14 protein-coding genes are annotated in these 16,305 nt (G+C 60.8%); 1 reads left to right on the plus strand and 13 read right to left on the minus strand.

All coding sequences use genetic code 11. The annotated features are described in order from the left end of the window. Positions 1–189: 189 nt before the first annotated feature. The 10 genes from AB4O11_RS22915 to arnB are packed head-to-tail and all read right to left on the minus strand — an operon-like array spanning position 190 to position 11,146. Positions 190–708 (minus strand): GNAT family N-acetyltransferase, encoded by a 519-nt coding sequence (locus tag AB4O11_RS22915; RefSeq protein WP_460128685.1) that lies wholly within the window; start codon positions 706–708, stop codon positions 190–192. A 36-nt stretch (positions 709–744) separates the two neighbouring features. Beyond that, positions 745–2,364: an ArnT family glycosyltransferase gene (locus tag AB4O11_RS22920; protein WP_460128688.1), complete on the minus strand. Its 1,620-nt coding sequence runs from the start codon at positions 2,362–2,364 to the stop codon at positions 745–747. Continuing rightward, positions 2,337–3,716, minus strand: a complete 1,380-nt coding sequence (locus AB4O11_RS22925; protein ID WP_460128691.1) for a UDP-glucose dehydrogenase family protein — start codon at positions 3,714–3,716, stop codon at positions 2,337–2,339. The genes AB4O11_RS22920 and AB4O11_RS22925 overlap by 28 nt, the downstream gene beginning before the upstream one ends. After that, positions 3,713–4,117 (minus strand): 4-amino-4-deoxy-L-arabinose-phosphoundecaprenol flippase subunit ArnF, encoded by a 405-nt coding sequence (arnF, locus tag AB4O11_RS22930; protein ID WP_460128693.1) that lies wholly within the window; start codon positions 4,115–4,117, stop codon positions 3,713–3,715. The genes AB4O11_RS22925 and arnF overlap by 4 nt, the downstream gene beginning before the upstream one ends. Beyond that, positions 4,114–4,458 carry a 4-amino-4-deoxy-L-arabinose-phosphoundecaprenol flippase subunit ArnE gene (gene arnE, locus AB4O11_RS22935; protein WP_016986766.1) on the minus strand — a complete coding sequence of 115 codons (345 nt, stop codon included), beginning with the start codon at positions 4,456–4,458 and terminating at the stop codon, positions 4,114–4,116. Before arnE ends, arnF begins: the two co-directional genes overlap by 4 nt. Continuing rightward, positions 4,455–6,107 carry a lipid IV(A) 4-amino-4-deoxy-L-arabinosyltransferase gene (gene arnT, locus AB4O11_RS22940; protein ID WP_460128696.1) on the minus strand — a complete coding sequence of 551 codons (1,653 nt, stop codon included), beginning with the start codon at positions 6,105–6,107 and terminating at the stop codon, positions 4,455–4,457. The genes arnE and arnT overlap by 4 nt, the downstream gene beginning before the upstream one ends. After that, on the minus strand, positions 6,104–6,988 hold the full coding sequence (gene arnD, locus AB4O11_RS22945) for a 4-deoxy-4-formamido-L-arabinose-phosphoundecaprenol deformylase (protein WP_460128697.1): 885 nt from the start codon (positions 6,986–6,988) through the stop codon (positions 6,104–6,106). The genes arnT and arnD overlap by 4 nt, the downstream gene beginning before the upstream one ends. Next, the gene (arnA, locus tag AB4O11_RS22950) at positions 6,988–8,979 is read right to left on the minus strand and encodes a bifunctional UDP-4-amino-4-deoxy-L-arabinose formyltransferase/UDP-glucuronic acid oxidase ArnA (protein WP_460128700.1); all 1,992 of its coding nucleotides are present in this window, start codon (positions 8,977–8,979) and stop codon (positions 6,988–6,990) included. Before arnA ends, arnD begins: the two co-directional genes overlap by 1 nt. Further along, positions 8,976–10,001 carry an undecaprenyl-phosphate 4-deoxy-4-formamido-L-arabinose transferase gene (gene arnC / locus AB4O11_RS22955; protein WP_460128702.1) on the minus strand — a complete coding sequence of 342 codons (1,026 nt, stop codon included), beginning with the start codon at positions 9,999–10,001 and terminating at the stop codon, positions 8,976–8,978. Before arnC ends, arnA begins: the two co-directional genes overlap by 4 nt. Further along, positions 9,998–11,146 carry a UDP-4-amino-4-deoxy-L-arabinose aminotransferase gene (gene arnB / locus AB4O11_RS22960; RefSeq protein WP_093432694.1) on the minus strand — a complete coding sequence of 383 codons (1,149 nt, stop codon included), beginning with the start codon at positions 11,144–11,146 and terminating at the stop codon, positions 9,998–10,000. The genes arnC and arnB overlap by 4 nt, the downstream gene beginning before the upstream one ends. 433 nt (positions 11,147–11,579) lie before the next feature. Between arnB and AB4O11_RS22965 the strand changes: the two genes are divergently transcribed. After that, on the plus strand, positions 11,580–12,470 hold the full coding sequence (locus AB4O11_RS22965) for a site-specific integrase (RefSeq protein WP_049802099.1): 891 nt from the start codon (positions 11,580–11,582) through the stop codon (positions 12,468–12,470). On the opposite strand, the gene AB4O11_RS22970 is transcribed toward AB4O11_RS22965, so the two are convergent. Genes AB4O11_RS22970 through AB4O11_RS22980 form a run of 3 tightly spaced genes read right to left on the minus strand, consistent with a single transcriptional unit; the run spans position 12,471 to position 16,138 of the window. Next, on the minus strand, positions 12,471–13,529 hold the full coding sequence (locus tag AB4O11_RS22970; RefSeq protein ID WP_460128704.1) for an ABC transporter ATP-binding protein: 1,059 nt from the start codon (positions 13,527–13,529) through the stop codon (positions 12,471–12,473). Beyond that, the gene (locus tag AB4O11_RS22975; RefSeq protein ID WP_407047299.1) at positions 13,526–15,124 is read right to left on the minus strand and encodes an ABC transporter permease; all 1,599 of its coding nucleotides are present in this window, start codon (positions 15,122–15,124) and stop codon (positions 13,526–13,528) included. Before AB4O11_RS22975 ends, AB4O11_RS22970 begins: the two co-directional genes overlap by 4 nt. Further along, the gene (locus AB4O11_RS22980; RefSeq protein WP_016983392.1) at positions 15,125–16,138 is read right to left on the minus strand and encodes an iron ABC transporter substrate-binding protein; all 1,014 of its coding nucleotides are present in this window, start codon (positions 16,136–16,138) and stop codon (positions 15,125–15,127) included. It lies immediately after the preceding gene. Positions 16,139–16,305 lie beyond the last annotated feature (167 nt).

Genomic DNA, 16,305 nt, shown 5'->3' on the forward strand with positions numbered 1-16,305 from the left:
AATGTCCTTATTTCAAATGCCTGGCGGGCGTACGCCATCCTTACCGGCCAGTCACCACAGGTCAAGCTGCCATAACACCATCCCTGTGGGAGCGAGCCTGCTCGCAAATGCGTCGGGTCAGATACATCAATGTTGACTGACACTCCGCCTTCGCGAGCAGGCTCGCTCCCACAAGGACCTTCATTGCTTTCAAATCAGGGGCAGGCGCATCGCGCAGCGGCGCTTTGCGGGAAAGCCGAATAGAACTTCGGCTTGCAGCGCATCGCGCAAATGGCGGTCGGTGTGTGCAGGCGTCAACTCGACAAATCCCATCCGTTGATAAAACGGTGCATTCCACGGCAGATCGCGGAAGGTGGTCAGCGTCACTGAGTTCAACTGCATCACGCGCGCTTGTTCAATGACTGCCGCAACCAGTGCGCGACCCATGCCTTGTCCTTGAAAAGCCTGACTGACGGATAGCTCCTCAATGTGCATGTGCTGATCAATGTCTACAGCACGAACAAATCCAGTCAGTTGCCCATCGCTATTTTCAGCAACCCACACGTACGCCTGTTCGATGGCCTGCAGATGTTGGCCAGCATCGGGCACCTCGGCATTAGCCAGCCACGCCAACGGCGGTTCAAGACGAAACAATTGCGCGGCCGAACGCTCGATCGCGGGGAGGGCAACCGCGTCAGCAGGGCTGGCGCGGCGTACGTCGAAGGTCATGTTGAGGCGAATCCTGCCGATCAAGAGGTCGACAGGTTACGGTTTCAGCCACAGCAATACATAGTCGTTTTTATCAAAACGCCCGTTCAACACCGGCTGCGCGCTTTCCAGCGGCGTGCCCTTGAGAGATGGCAGATCACTGCGATCCATCATCAGCCACGCCGGACCTTTGAGCGCCTCCAGTTGCTGGATCGAGTCGCTGAACTGCGGTTGCAGATCCTGCTCGATATTGACCATGAACTTGATCGCTTTCGCATCCTTGCCCATGCCGTGCAGCACCAGCGGCGCCGGGTTTTGTTGAACCTGGGCAAACACCGCGTGACTGAATGCCTGGGTGTCGTACAAACGCCGCTCCACCGGCTCGAACACTGCCGCGTACACCGTCCACAACGCCAACACCGCGGACAACGCCAATACCTCGACACGCCAACGTGGGAGCAACAATCGCGACAACGCCAAGAGTTGCAGCAGGCCCAGCGCGATCAACACCCAAGACACGTCACTCAATTGCTCGGGAAAGCGCCGTTGAGCGACCAGCAAAACCACCAGAAGCAAGCCCGGCGTGACCAGCCACAAGCACATGATCAAGCCGCGCAAATAGCGGAACACTCGCCCATGCGCAACCTGAAACGGATACGCCGCAATGATCGCCGCCATCGGCAGCATCGGCAGCAGATACCGCGCTTTCTTCGCTTGAGGAATCGACAGGCCGACCATCACAATCAGTCCCGCCGCCGCGCAGTACTGCACCAGACGCAGCGCCGGGCCACGTTGCTGCGGCTTGCTCAGCCAGGCCGCCACCAGTACCAGCAATGCCAGCGGATAGGCCAGCGCGTAGTTGCCGAACGAACTGGTGAAGTAATACAGCGAACCGCTGACGCCTTCGCTGCCGTCCATGCGCCCCATGAACTGCATGCGGATCACGTCCTGCAAGAAGACCGGGCCACCGCTGAGTTTCGCCAGCCACAACAGCAGGCCGACACAGGCTGCGAGCAGCAGCGAAGCCAGTACGCCGAACACCAGCAGTCGCGACCACTCACGGTTGAGCAGGTAATAGCTGCACAGCATGCCGGTCGGCACCACCAGCCCAATCGGCCCGCGAATGCCGAAGCCGAGCAGCAGCAACGCGAAGATCAACGGCCAGTGATGCCTGCCGGCAAAATGCTCATGGGCATAACCCAGATAGAACACCGCGAAGGCCACCGCCGCGAGCATCAAGTCCTGCGACACCGCGCGCACTTCAGTGACGAAACCGCTGGTGAGCATCAGCAACGCAATACTGATCAACGCCCAACGCCGCGAGTACGGCGCCAGCAGTCGATACATCAGCGTCACGATCAGCGCACCGGCGACGGCACTTGGCGCCCACGCCGTAAACGCGTTCACAGTGCCGAACGGCAGCGACAGCAGCCAGATGAACAGCGTCGAAACCGCTGAATAGTCCGCATACGGCTGACCATAGGTGGTCGGAAACACCGTCGGCCCATGCCGCAGCATCTCTTGCGCGAACAAGACGAACCGCGAATCGAAACCGATCGGGGCCTGCCCGTAGACCCCGGCGATGAACACTAAAAACGCCAGCAGCCCTGCGATCAGGGACTGCCGGCGAATCTCAGGCGATAAGCTGATCAAGCGACGTCGGACGCGTGTGGCCATTGTTGCAGCGGGATCGGCAACTTACGCGATTCGCCACGGCCCATCGGGAAGTAATGGAAACCGTTACGTGCCAGACGCTCGGCGTCGTAGAGGTTACGGCCGTCGAAGATCACCGGACTGTTGAGGCGCTGTTTGATCAGATCGAAATCCGGCGCCTTGAACTGCTGCCATTCGGTGCAGATGATCAATGCGTCGGCGCCGGGCAGTACCGATTCTGGCGTGCCCATTAGCATCAGCTTCGACTCGTCCGGATAAAGGTTCTGGGTTTCCTGCATGGCTTCCGGGTCGAAGGCGCGCACGCTGGCACCGGCGGCCCACAGTTCTTCGAGCAGGACACGGCTTGGCGCATCGCGCATGTCATCGGTGTTGGGTTTGAACGCCAGGCCCCACAGGGCGAAAGTCTTGCCGCGCAGGTCACCCTTGTAGAACGCGTTGATGCGCTCGAACAACTTGTGTTTCTGCCGCTGGTTGATCGCCTCGACCGCTTGCAGCAAATCGCTGGAGCAGTGCGCTTCTTCGGCGCTGTGGATCAACGCGCGCATGTCTTTGGGGAAGCACGAGCCGCCATAACCGCAGCCCGGATAGATGAAGTGGTAACCGATGCGCGTGTCGGCGCCGATGCCCTGGCGTACTGATTCGATGTCGGCGCCCAGGTGTTCGGCGAGTTCGGCGATCTGGTTGATGAAACTGATCTTGGTCGCCAGCATGCAGTTGGCGGCGTACTTGGTCAGCTCGGCGCTGCGCAGGTCCATGAACATGATGCGGTCGTGGTTGCGGTTGAATGGCGAGTACAGATCGCGCATTACGTCGCGCACTTCATCGCCTTCGCAGCCGATGACGATGCGGTCCGGGCGGCGGCAGTCAGCAACGGCCGAGCCTTCCTTGAGGAATTCCGGGTTGGAGACGATATCGAACTGCAGCAGGCGGCCGACCTTGACCAGCGCTTTTTCGATGTGCGCGCGCAGGGTGTCGCCAGTGCCCACGGGCACCGTGGATTTCTCGACGATGATCAACGGCTGCTCACGATGGCGGGCAATCGCATCGCCGACCGATAGCACGTAGCGCAGGTCTGCCGAGCCATCCTCACGCGACGGCGTACCGACGGCGATAAACGCGACTCGACCGTGCTGCACGGCAAGTTGCTCATCAGTGGTGAATTGCAGGCGTTTCGAATCCAGACCCTCACGAACGAGGCTGGCCAGCCCAGGCTCAAAAATGCTGACATGACCCTGGCGCAACAGGTCGACCTTCTTCTGGTCGACGTCCATGCACACGACATCATGGCCGACCTCGGCCAACACAGCCGCTTGCACCAGACCGACGTAACCGCTGCCAAATACTGTGATTTTCATGGAGCACTCCTGAATTCGGGCGCACGAGCCGGACGAGTGTTGATGGTGATGACCCCGAGCATGACCAGCGCCACGCCCAGTGATTTAGTGAAACTGAAGGATTCGTTGAACAGCGGCAGACTGGCCGCCAGCAGATACACCAGCGCATAGCTGATGCTCAGCAGCGAGTAAGCCCGGCCCAGCGGCAGATCGCGCAGGGCGGCGAGCCAGCAAAGCATCGACAGGGCGTAGGCAAAAACCGCCGCAATGACCACGGCCAGCGCCCGCCAATCGAAGCTGTCGATGTGCAGCCATTGTTCCGGCACGGGCAGGCGGGTCATGCTCCAGCGCATGCCCAGTTGCGCAGCGCTGACGAGGAACACGCTGCCCAGCGCGAAGGTGATGCCGCGACGTTGATTCATGACTGTTGCCCCAGCAAAACCACGCCGCCGATCACCAATGCCACGCCAAACCAATGCTGGCGGTCGATGGGTTCACGGAAGACGAAGCGCGCAATCAGGGTGATCAGCACGAAGTTGAGGCTGAGCATCGGGTAGGCGATGCCGACTTCCAGACGCTGCAACACCAGCAACCAGACCAACAGACCTGAGCCGAGGGCGAGCAGGGCCAACCACAACCACGGCGTACGCAGCTTTTCGGCCCAGCCCGACTCGACGCCGCGCCAGCTCTCCACGGCGTACTTCTGCGCCACCTGGCCGAGGCAGGTCAGCAGGCACGCGGCCAACAGCAGCAACAGGCTCATGACGCCTCCTTGGGCAGGATCATGATCACCAGGTTGCCCTGTTCGTAACGGAGGCCGTCCTTGGGCAACTTGTCGATTTCGTCCAGTTCGTCCTGCCCCTTGACGCGCATCACCACGCCGACCGAACCGCTGCGGCGCGCCTCGCGCATCCACCGTTGCACGTCTTTGGTGTCAACCCGCTGTTGAACGCCGTCAGGATAGGCAAGGCCATATTTCAGTTCGCCTATCGTGTTGTACAACGCCACTTGCGGCGTTTTCAGGCGCCAGGCCAGCGCCGAAGCAGCCCCCAGATCGTTGCTCAGCAAATGGGTGGTCTGCGCCAGTTCCGTGACGTGATGCTTGATGAACTGATCCGGCATCTTGTTGGCGACCACCGATTTCGGCAGCGCCGCCGGCAACACCGCAATCAGCAACAGGCTGCCGAGTGCCGGTGCTGCCCAGCATTGCAGCGGCAGAAAGGCTTGCAGCAGGTTGGCGATGATCCAGCCGATCAGCGCGATAAACACCAGCACCATGCTGTGCAGTTCGTGGTCGTAAACCGGTTTGGTCAGTTGCAGATAAACCAGCGCGATCAGCAACACGATGCCCAGCGCCAGATTGAGCAGGCCATTGATGCTCAGCGCACGTCCTTGCTCCAGGCGCAAACGGTCGGCGAGCGCATTGCCCAGCAACAACGCTATCGGCAGCAGGCACGGCAGGATGTAGGTCGGCAGTTTGCCGTTGGCCAGGCTGAAAAACCCCAGCGGCATCGCCAGCCAGAGCAGCACAAAGACCACTTTCGGCTGAGCACGGCTTTGCCAGGCTTGTTTGAACGCGGTCGGCAGCAGCCCCACCCACGGCAGACTGAACGCCACCAGCAGTGGCAGGTAGAACCACCAGGGCGCATCGTGTTGCGCATCGTCACCGGCAAAGCGGCGGATATGCTCGTGCCAGAAGAAGAACCGCCAGTAGTCCGGCTCCTGCGCATGCACCGCGAGCACCCACGGCAGGCTGACGAGGATCGCCACGGCAATCGCCACCGGGCCGAACATCAGCAGTTCACGCCAGCGTTTTTGCCAGAGCATCCACGGCAGGGCGATCAGCACCGGCAGCAGCCAGGCGAGAAAGCCTTTGGTCATGAAACCCATGCCACAGGCCAGCCCCATTACCGCCCAGGCTGCCATGCGCTTGCCGCCGGTTTGACTGTCGAGGGCAAACCACAGCGCCACCAGACTCAGATTGACCCAGAAGGTGAATTGCGGATCGAGGTTGGCGTAACCGGCCTGACCGGCGACGATAGTGAAACTCATATAGAGCAGGGCGCAGACGAAGCTTTTGCGCGGCTCGTTCCACAAGCGCCGGGCGAGCAGATAGCACAGCAGCACGCTCAACCCGGTGCTGAGCGCCGACGCAAAGCGCACGCCGAACAGGTTCTGCCCGAACAACTCCTGACCCAGCGCGATCATCCAGTAACCGGCAATCGGCTTCTCGAAATAACGCAGGCTCATGAAGTGCGGCGACACCCAGTTGCCACTGAGCAGCATGTCCTGGCTGATCTGTGCGTAACGGGTCTCATCAGGAATCCACAAACCGTGCGTGCCTAGCGGCAGCAGATAGGCCAGCAAGCAAATACCCAGCAACAGCAGTGGCAGCGTCCAGCGTTTAATCATGCGCCTTGCACTCCCAGCCAGCCTTCACGGCCGTCGAGGGCGCCGCGTTGCACGCGACCCACGGGCAAGGTGTTGAAGAACTCGGGCAGCAAGTCGCCCAGTGGTTTGAAGTCGATGTTGCGTTGGCGCGCATCGGCCAACAATTGACGAAAATCCTCAGCCATCAGAATCCCTTCTACTTCGGCGTGAATGGTGTAGACGTTGAGTTGTTGCGGGCGAAAGTGATCAAGGATGAAACCGTTGAAATCCCGCGCCGCGACGATGGGGCCGACGACTTCGTCGAAGGTCGGCAGGTCCACCGGAATCTGCGGGGTGCCCGGCGTACCGTCGGCCAGCAAAGGGCGAAACAGATGTTGCCCACGGCAATCGCTGTTGTAGCGAAAGCCGAAGGCTTGCTTGGCCTCGATCACGCGTTCGTCCGCACGCCAACCGGCGGCGGCCGAGCACTCGACTTTCTCGCCGAGAATGTCGCTCAAAGTGTCGACGCCCTGACGGATCTGCTCGATCAGTTGCGCATGGCTCCAGCGCCCGGCATTGGCCTGCCAGCCGTGGTGATCCCACGCATGCAGGCCCACTTCATGACCGGCGTCGCGGGCCTGACGCATCAGGTGCCCGAGATCGCGGCCGATCGGCTTGCCCGGCCACGCGGTGCCGGCGAGCAGAATGTCCCAGCCGTACAGGCCGGCAGCATTGGAGCGGAGCATTTTCCAGAGAAACTGCGGGCGGATCAGGCGCCACAGATGCCGGCCCATGTTGTCCGGGCCGACACTGAAGAAGAACGTTGCCTTGATCTGCGCCTCGTCGAGCATTTCCAGCAGCCGCGGCACACCTTCACGGGTGCCGCGGTAGGTGTCGACGTCGATACGAAGTCCTGCCTGCATTACTTCTTGTCCGCGATTTCGAGCATGGCCTCGCGCAAGAAGAAATCGAGCGTATTGCCGATGGTCTCGCGCATTTCCACGGTCGGCGTCCAGTCGAGCAGACGCTTGGCGTTGGCAATGCTGGGTTTACGGTGCTCAACATCCTGGTAACCGGCACCGTAGAACGCCTTGCTTTCCACGTCGCGGAAACCGGCGAACGGCGGGAAGTTGTCACGCAGCGGGTGCGCTTCGAACTGACGCAGTAGCTCTTCGCCTAACTGACGGATGCTGGCTTCGTTGTCCGGGTTGCCGATGTTGATGATCTGGCCGTTGCAGACGTCGTTGTCGTTATCGATGATCCGTGCCAGCGCCTCAACGCCATCGGCGATGTCGGTGAAGCAGCGCTTCTGCTCGCCACCGTCGAACAGGCGAATCGGCGTGCCTTCGACCAGGTTGAGGATCAACTGGGTGATGGCGCGGGAGCTGCCGATGCGGGCCGAATCCAGACGGTCAAGGCGCGGGCCCATCCAGTTGAACGGGCGGAACAGGGTGAAATTCAAGCCCTTGGCGCCGTAGGCCCAGATCACCCGGTCCAGCAGTTGCTTGGACACGGAGTAAATCCAGCGCTGCTTGTTGATCGGGCCGACCACCAGGTTGGAAGTGTCTTCATCGAAGTGTTTGTCCTGGCACATGCCATAGACTTCCGAGGTCGACGGGAAGATCACGCGCTTGTTGTACTTGACGCAGTAGCGCACCAGTTTCAGGTTTTCTTCGAAGTCGAGTTCGAACACACGCAGCGGGTTGCGGGTGTATTCGATCGGCGTGGCGATGGCCACCAGCGGCAGGACCACGTCGCACTTCTTGATGTGGTACTCGATCCACTCGGAGTGAATGCTGATGTCGCCTTCGACGTAGTGGAAGTGCGGATGGCTGCGCAGACGGTCGATGGCGTCGGAACCGATGTCCAGACCATAGACTTCATAGCGGTCATCGCGCAGCAGGCGCTCGGACAAGTGATTGCCGATAAAACCGTTGACGCCAAGGATCAGCACGCGAGTGCGACGTGGCGCACGGCCGGATTCGGCACCGCGCAACAGCGAGCCGTCGACCAGGCCGAGTTCGTTGGCCAGTTGTGGGCCACTGAGGAACAGGCCGTTGTCGTTGCGCTGGCCGGAGAGGATCACCAGCGAGTCTTCGCCACAGGCAATGCGCAGCGGGTCGACACTGATCACCCGGCCCGGCGCCTGACCGTCGTTGCCTTTGACGACTTCGGCGCTCCAGACGATGAGTTTGTGTTCGCCGACCGCGCAGAACGCGCCCGGATACGGTTGGGTCACCGCACGCACCAGGTTGAACAGTTGCTCGGCCGGTTTCGCCCAGAGCAGTTTGCCGTCGGCGGCGGTGCGACGCCCGAATACGCTGGCTTTCGATTCGTCCTGCGGGGTTTCGCTGATCTTGCCTTGCAGCATGGCTGGCAGGGTGTCACGCAACAGATCGCTGGCCGCAGCGCGCAATTTGCCGTGCAGGCTCAACGCGGTGTCGCTGCGTTCGATGGCGACACGTTGCTGAGCAACGATGGCGCCGGCATCGGCACGCTTGACCATGCGGTGCAAAGTGACGCCGGTTTCGCTTTCGCCGTTGACCAGTACCCAGTTGGCTGGGGCGCGGCCACGGTAGCTTGGCAGCAGCGAACCGTGCAGGTTGAACGCACCTTTTTTGGCCACGGCCAGCAACGACTCGCTCAGCAGGTTGCGGTAGTAGAACGAGAAAATGTACTCAGGGGCGAGCTTGGCAATCCGCTCGATCCACAACGGGTGGTTGACGTCTTCCGGCGCGTGCACCGGGATGCCTTTGTTGGCGCACAGTTGCGCAACCGATCCGTAGAACGCGTTCTCTTTCGGGTCATCGGCGTGAGTGAACACCGCCGCGATGTCGTAGCCGCTGTCGAGCAAGGCTTGAATGCCGGCGCAACCAATATCGTGATAAGCGAAGACAACAGTTTTTGCACTCATGAGAGAACCTGACCGGTAGTAGAAGTAGTAGTGGAGAGACCATCAACGGTGACTGCAGGCGCCGGCTCGGCGGCGTGGCTGCGCAAGACTTTTTCAATGAAGAAACGCGGGCGGGCGCGCACGTCGCTGTACATGCGTCCCAGGTATTCGCCGAGCAGGCCCATGCCGATGAACTGGCCACCGGTGAACACGAAGAGCACGGCGAACAGCACGAACATGCCGTCACCGGCCCAGCCGGAACCGAAGGCCAGACGCATGACGATCAACGCAAAAGCAAACAGCAATCCAAGCCCGGCCATGGTGAAACCGACGATGCTCAGCAGGCGCAACGGCGTGGTGGTCATGCAGGTGACCAGGTCGAACATCAGGTTGATCAGACGCATCGGGCTGTACTTCGAATCGCCGTGCTCACGTTCGGCGTGGGCCACGACGATTTCGGTGGTGTGGCGGGCGAAGCTGTTGGCCAGAATCGGGATGAAGGTGCTGCGTTCACGGCAGGCGAGCATTGCGTCGATGATCGTCCGGCGGTAAGCGCGCAGCATGCAGCCGTAGTCGCTCATGGCGACGCCGGTGGAGCGTTGCACGGCGAGGTTGATCAGCTTCGACGGATAGCGGCGCAGGGCCGAATCTCGGCGGTTGCCGCGCACGGTGCCGACCACGTCGTAACCCTTTTCCGCTTCGGCGACCAGCCGCGGGATTTCTTCCGGCGGGTTCTGCAGGTCGGCGTCGAGGGTGATCACGACATCGCCTTTGCATTGTTCGAAACCGGCCATGATTGCTGCGTGCTGGCCGTAGTTACGGTTGAGGATGACCGCCACGAACGGGCTGTCTTCACAGGTCGCGGCTTCTTCCAGAAGGTTGGCGGACTCGTCACGGCTGCCGTCGTCGACGAGGACGATTTCAAAGTCGTGACGCAGCATCTGGCAGGCGGCTTCAGTACGGCGCAGCAGTTCCGGCAGGCTGTCCTGTTCGTTGTAGACCGGGATAACGATCGACACACAGCGGATCGGATAAGGTTTCACGGGCGTTTGTCCATAAGAGTGGCGATGGCACCGACCACGCGATCAAGGTCTTGATCGCTCATGTCGGGGAACAACGGAATCGAGCACAGCCGCGCCGAGTTCCATTCGGTGTTGGGCAGATACAGATCGGGGTCACGCTGGCGATACCAGGTGTGCAGGTGAGTGGCGATGAAATGGATACCGGTACCGATGCCCTGGTCCTGCAAGCCTTTCATGAAGGCTTCGCGGTCCATGCCGCAGCGCTCGCTGTCGATGCGCAGGATGAACAGGTGCCAGGCGTGGGTTTGTGCGTAGGCGGGCAAAGCCAGTGGTTGCACCGGCAGGCCTTCGAGTTTTTGCCGGTAGGCGGCGGCCAGTTCAGTGCGGCGCGCGTTGATCGCGTCGAGACGCTCCAGTTGCACCAGGGCAATCGCCGCATTGATGTCGGCGAGGTTGTATTTGAAACCCGGCTCCATCACTTGCGCCTGCGGCTTGCGGCCACCGGTCAGGCGATCGTAGGCGTCGACACCCAAACCATGGAACTTGAGCATGCGCACACGGCTGGCCAGGGCTTCGTTGTCGGTGACGAACATCGCGCCTTCGGCACAGGTCATGTTCTTGATCGCGTGGAAGGAGAAAATCGCCGTGCCTTGCGAGCCGACGTGGCGGCCCTTGTAACGGGTGCCGGCAGCGTGGGCGGCGTCTTCGATGACCGCGATGCCGTGCTTGTCGGCCAGCGCATACAGCGGATCAAGATCAAATGCGGCGCCGGCGTAATGCACCGGAATGATTGCTTTGGTGCGTGGGGTGATGGCGGCTTCGATGCGCGCGGCATCGGTCATCAAGGTGTCGCGATCAACGTCGACGAACACCGGCGTGGCGCCGAGCAGGGAAATCATGTTGGCGGTCGAGACCCAGGTCTGCGACGGGGTGATGACTTCGTCACCCGGGCCAATGCCCAGCGCCAGCAAGGTAACGTGCATGCCGCCGGTGGCGGACGAAAGTGCCACCGCGTGGCGACAGCCAACGTATTGCGCGAATTGTTCTTCGAGTGCCTGATTTTTCGGTCCGGTGGTGATCCAGCCGGAACGCAATACTTGTTCAACGGCTGCAATTTCTTCATCGCCGATACTCGGGCGAGAGAAGGGGAGAAACGCCTGACTCATGAACACCTCATCACAAACAATCAGAAGAAAACCAATTCACCGGGTAGGATCCAATCTCAGCGTAGACGCAAAAATTACCTTTGCATCAATAAGTTGCTGAAAAGACTTACCGTCGGGGTTCGGTTGACTTTTGTGGCTTCGCGCGGCAGTTTGAACGGCGCCGACACGGGATCTGTTGGAATTAAGGTTATGCCCGTTTTTGTGAAAGGAACATGAAAAACCGGTCGGCGAATCGTTTATCTGAACCCCATACAGCCACTGTTCAGACTTCTGCCGCTTATCGTCATTTTTAGTAGAAAAGTCCTACAGAAGTGTTCCCCTTACACTGGGAATGTTGCAGTTATTAGTTGGTGTGTTGAATTGTTTTTACTCAAGGCCTTTACGTTTGACTGACTTGTCCGTTGTACCGCTGCAAACCCGCCAAACCAATCCGATGACCCTGTATCTGGCGCGCCTGGCCCCCTCCAGCCAGCTGACCATGCGCTATGTTTTGCAGGATGCGGCCGACCGCCTCGGCTTTGAAGACATGAATGTCGAGGATATTCCCTGGCACGCATTACAACCTGAAGATGTTGTTGCGCTGGTCGCCGCTTTGCGCGAAGACAACTATGCGCCCAACACTTCTTCGCTTTATGTGAATGCCGTGCGCGGTGTGATGAATGAAGCCTGGCGCATGAGCCTGATCTCTCAGGATCATTTGTTGAAAATGCGTTCGGTCAAAGCCATTGCCGGCACGCGCTTGTCCCAGGGGCGCAACTTGAAGCGCACCTTGATCCACGAATTGATGGAAGTCTGCGCCGCCGATCCGCGTCCGCAAGGGCTGCGCGACGCAGCGGTGATTGCGTTGTTGTACGGCACCGGCATGCGCAAATCGGAGTCGGTGGACCTGGACTTGAATCAGGTCGACTTCACTGAGCGCAGCCTGACCGTCACCGGCAAAGGCAACAAACAACTGATCAAGTACGCGCCGGCCTGGGCATTCGCCAAACTTGATGCGTGGCTGGAACTGCGGCGCTCGCAACTGAAGGAAGGCGAGCGCGACGATGCCTTTCTGTTCAACCGCATCCGTCGCGGCAGCCACATCACCCGCGAGCGCATCACCAAACACGCGATCTACTACATCGCCCGTCAGCGCGGCACGCAGGTCGGGGTGAAGATCATGCCGCACGACTTCCGTCGCTCGTTTATCACGCGGGTCATCGAGGAACATGATCTGTCGATCGCGCAGAAACTCGCGCACCACAGCAACATCCAGACCACCGCCAACTACGATGTGCGTGATGACAACGAGCGGCGGCGTGCGGTGGATCGCTTCGATCTGTAATCAGGACGCGGCGAACAGATGCGCCGCACCGAGCACCGATAACTGCACGTCGCTGCCAGCAGGCGGCGCGTGCATGCCGGAGCTGCGCACCAGCAGCGACCGCCCGGGATCCTGAGTGATCGGCGAACGCAGTTCGACGGTGAGGGTGCAGGTGTTGCCGGCAAAATCGCGCTCAGTGACCACGGCGGGGCAGCCTTGTGTGCCGATTACGGCGCCGGACAACTGCAACTGCTCGGGCCTGAGCATGATCTGCGCGTCGCCAATAAAACCGTTGCTGTTCACCGGCACTTGACCGAGATCGCAGTGGGCCAGACCGGATTCGATCCGTGCCGGCATCACCACGGCTTCGCCGAGAAAATGTGCGGTTTGCTCGTCGCGGGGAAAGCGGTAAAGGTCCATCGGATGCCCGGACTGCACCAGCCGCCCGCCGCGCATCACTGCCAACTGATCGGCAAAGGACAGCGCTTCGCCCTGATCGTGGGTCACCAGAATCGTGGTGACGCCGGCGTCCTCAAGCAAGCGCGCGACCATTTTGCGCATGGCGCTGCGCAGGCCGGTGTCGAGGGCGGAGAACGGTTCATCCAGCAGCATCAGCCGTGGCTGCTGCGCGAGGGCCCGGGCGAGGGACACTCGTTGCTGCTGGCCGCCAGACAGTTCATGGGGCCAACGCTCGGCCATGTTGGCGTCCAGCGCGACGCTGTCCATCAGCTCCTTGATCCGCTCGTGTCTGGCCGCGCCGGTCAGTGCCAGGCCGAACCCGATATTGGCGGCGACGGTCATGTGCGGAAACAACGCGCCGTCCTGCGGAACATAGCCGATCTGCCGTTGGTAGGCGGGCACCGCATGGGTGCTGTCGACCAGCACCTGACCGTTGAGGGTCAGGCTGCCGGCGTCGGGGAATTCAAACCCGGCAATTATCCGCAACAGCGTGGTTTTGCCGGAGCCGGACGGGCCGACAATCACCGTGCGGCTGCCGGTCGGCACTGACAGGCAGATGTCATCCAGCGCTTTCTGGGCGCCAAAGGACTTGTTCAGGGAGATCAGTTCGAGTGCGTTCATCGGCCAGCGGTGCGCCTGGATTGGTGATAGAGGAGGGCCGTCAGCGGCAGCGAAAGCAGCACCATCAACAGTGCGTAAGGCGCGGCGGCGGCGTAATCGATTTCGCTGGTCATCGCCCAGAAGCCGGTGGCCAGCGTACGGGTGCCGTTGGGGGCGAGCAGCAAGGTCGCGGTCAGTTCATTGGTAATCGCCAGAAACACCAGCGCGGCGCCGGCGGCAGCGCCCGGTGCCGCGAGGCGCAAGGTGATCAGCCACAAGGCGCGCAGGGGTGATCGGCCGAGGCTTTGCGCAATGTTCTCCAGTTCTACTGGCGCCTGGGCAAAACCGGCACGCAGGCTGACCAGTGCGCGTGGCAGGAACATCAGCAGATAGGCGAGCAGCACGGTGATGGTGGTCTGGTAGATCGGCCGGGCGAAATGGATGGTCACGGTGACCAGTGCCAGCGCCACGACAATCCCCGGCAGGGAACTGGTGATGTAGTTGCAGCCTTCGAGCAGACGCTGCAATTTGCCCGGCGCGCGGATCGACAGCCAGGCAATCGGAATCGCCGCCAGACTGGTCAACAGCGCACCGGCGACGCCAAACGACAGGGTTTGCAGCAGCGCAGGCAACAGTTCGTCGCCGCCCCACACGTCCCAGCCACCGGCGATCAACCAGCGACTCAATGTCAGCAGCGGCACGCCGAGGGCGAGCAGGCAGGTCAGCACTTGCAGACCGAGCCCGAGGATCACGCTGCCACGACCGAGCCGAACCGTGCGTTGTTCGCGGGCACTGCCGGAACCCACGCGCGCATAGCGCGCCTTGCCCCGGGCGGCGGATTCGGCGGTGAGCATCGCCAGGCAGCACAACGCCAGAACGCCCGCCAGCATGTTCGCTGCCGGGCCGTTGAAGGTCGATTTGAACTGATCGAAAATCGCCGTGGTGAACGTGTCGAAACGAATCATCGCGTACAGGCCATATTCGGCCAGCAAATGCAGCCCGACCAGCAACGCACCGCCACAGATCGCCAGGCGCAACTGCGGCAACACCACCCGGAAAAACACCGCCCAAGGCTTGAGACCGAGGGATTCGGCGACGTCTTCGATCGCCGGATCAAGTCGGCGCAAGGTTGCGGCAATCGGCAAGTAGAGAAACGGAAAATAGGCGATCACCGACACCAGCACGCCGGCCGATAAACCGTGAATCGATGGAATCAGGCTGACCCACGCATAGCTATGCACGAAGGCCGGTATCGCCAGTGGCGCCACGGCCAGCAATGACCATAGGCGTCGACCGGGCAGATCGGTGCGTTCGGTCAGCCATGCCAGTGCGGTGCCGAGCAGAATGCACAGCGGCAAGGTGATCAACACCAGCAACACGGTGTTGATCAGCAGTTCCGCCACCCGTGGACGAAACACCAAGGCTTCGATGGTTGCCCAACCGGTGGCCCACGACACGCCGAGGACAAACGCGATCGGCAGCAGCGACAGTAATGAAACACCGATCGCCAGCGCAACCACCCACGAGCCCCCGCGACCGGTGAGGGCGCGGGGTTTAAGTCTAAGGCTCGCGGAGGCGGTCACTGCAACCTGCGCGGGTAGGGTTTCGGGGAGCACTTACAGGATTCCCGCCTGGGTCATCAGCTCGACGGCTTTCTTGCTGTCGAGTTTCGACGCGTCGACTGTAGGCGCGTCGAGATCCTTCAACGGCGTCAGTTTCGGGTTGGACGGCGCGTCTTTGCCGACCGCGTACTCAAACGAGGTGCCGCTGTGGAGAATCTCCTGGCCTTCTTTGCCGGTGATGTATTTGACGAACTTCTGCGCCTCTTCCTGATGTTTGCTGGAGGCCAGTACGCCCGCGCCGGACGTGCTGACAAACGCGCCCGGATCCTGGTGCTTGAAGTAGTAGAGCTTGGTGTTCTGGCTGTTTTCGCCGGTCTTGGACTGATCGACGAAGCTGTAATAGTGGTAGATCACGCCGCTGTCGATCTGCCCGGCGTTCACCGCTTTGAGCACGGCGCTGTTGCCGCGGTACACGCTGGCGTTGGTTTTCATGCCTTTGAGCCAGTCGAGGGTAGCCGTTTCGCCTTTCTGTTCCAGCACGGCCGCGACGATGGCCTGGAAGTCCGCACCAGCGGGTGAAGCAGCCCAGCGGCCTTTCCACTCCGGTTTAGCCAGGTCGAGCAGGGATTTCGGCAGGTCTTTTTCCGCGAGTTTCGCCGGGTTGTAGACGAACACCGTCGAACGCGCGGCGATGCCGATCCATTGGCCATGAGCCGGGCGGTACGCCGCGTCCACTTGTTGCTGCGTGGCAGGTGCAATCGGGGCGAGCAGTTTGGCGTTGTCGACCAATACCATCGCCGGTGAGTTTTCGGTGAGGAACACGTCTGCCGGCGAGGCCGCGCCTTCCTGCACGATCTGGTTGCCCATTTCGGTGTCATCGCCATTGCGAATCGTCACCGGAATCCCGGTCTCTTCAGTAAAACCGGCCACCCAGGCTTTGGTCAGGCTTTCATGCTGGGCGTTGTAGACCAGCAGGCCAACGCTGTCAGCGGCAAACGCCTGACCGGCACTGAGCAGGGCGCTGACCAGCAATGCGCGTTTCAGAAAGGACGGGACCTTTGGATTCATAACGGTAACGCTCCTGATTTTTTAGACGTTATGGGCAGGCATTCGCGGGCAGACTGCAATGCGAATGATTTGCAGATATTCAGCCGCAGGCAATGTAGAGAGGCAAATGAGAAAAAAACGTCAAACAAACCGTTAATACATGTCATTGCCATTCAGATTAGCAGCGA

It is taken from the genome of Pseudomonas sp. H1_D05 (assembly GCF_054682705.1).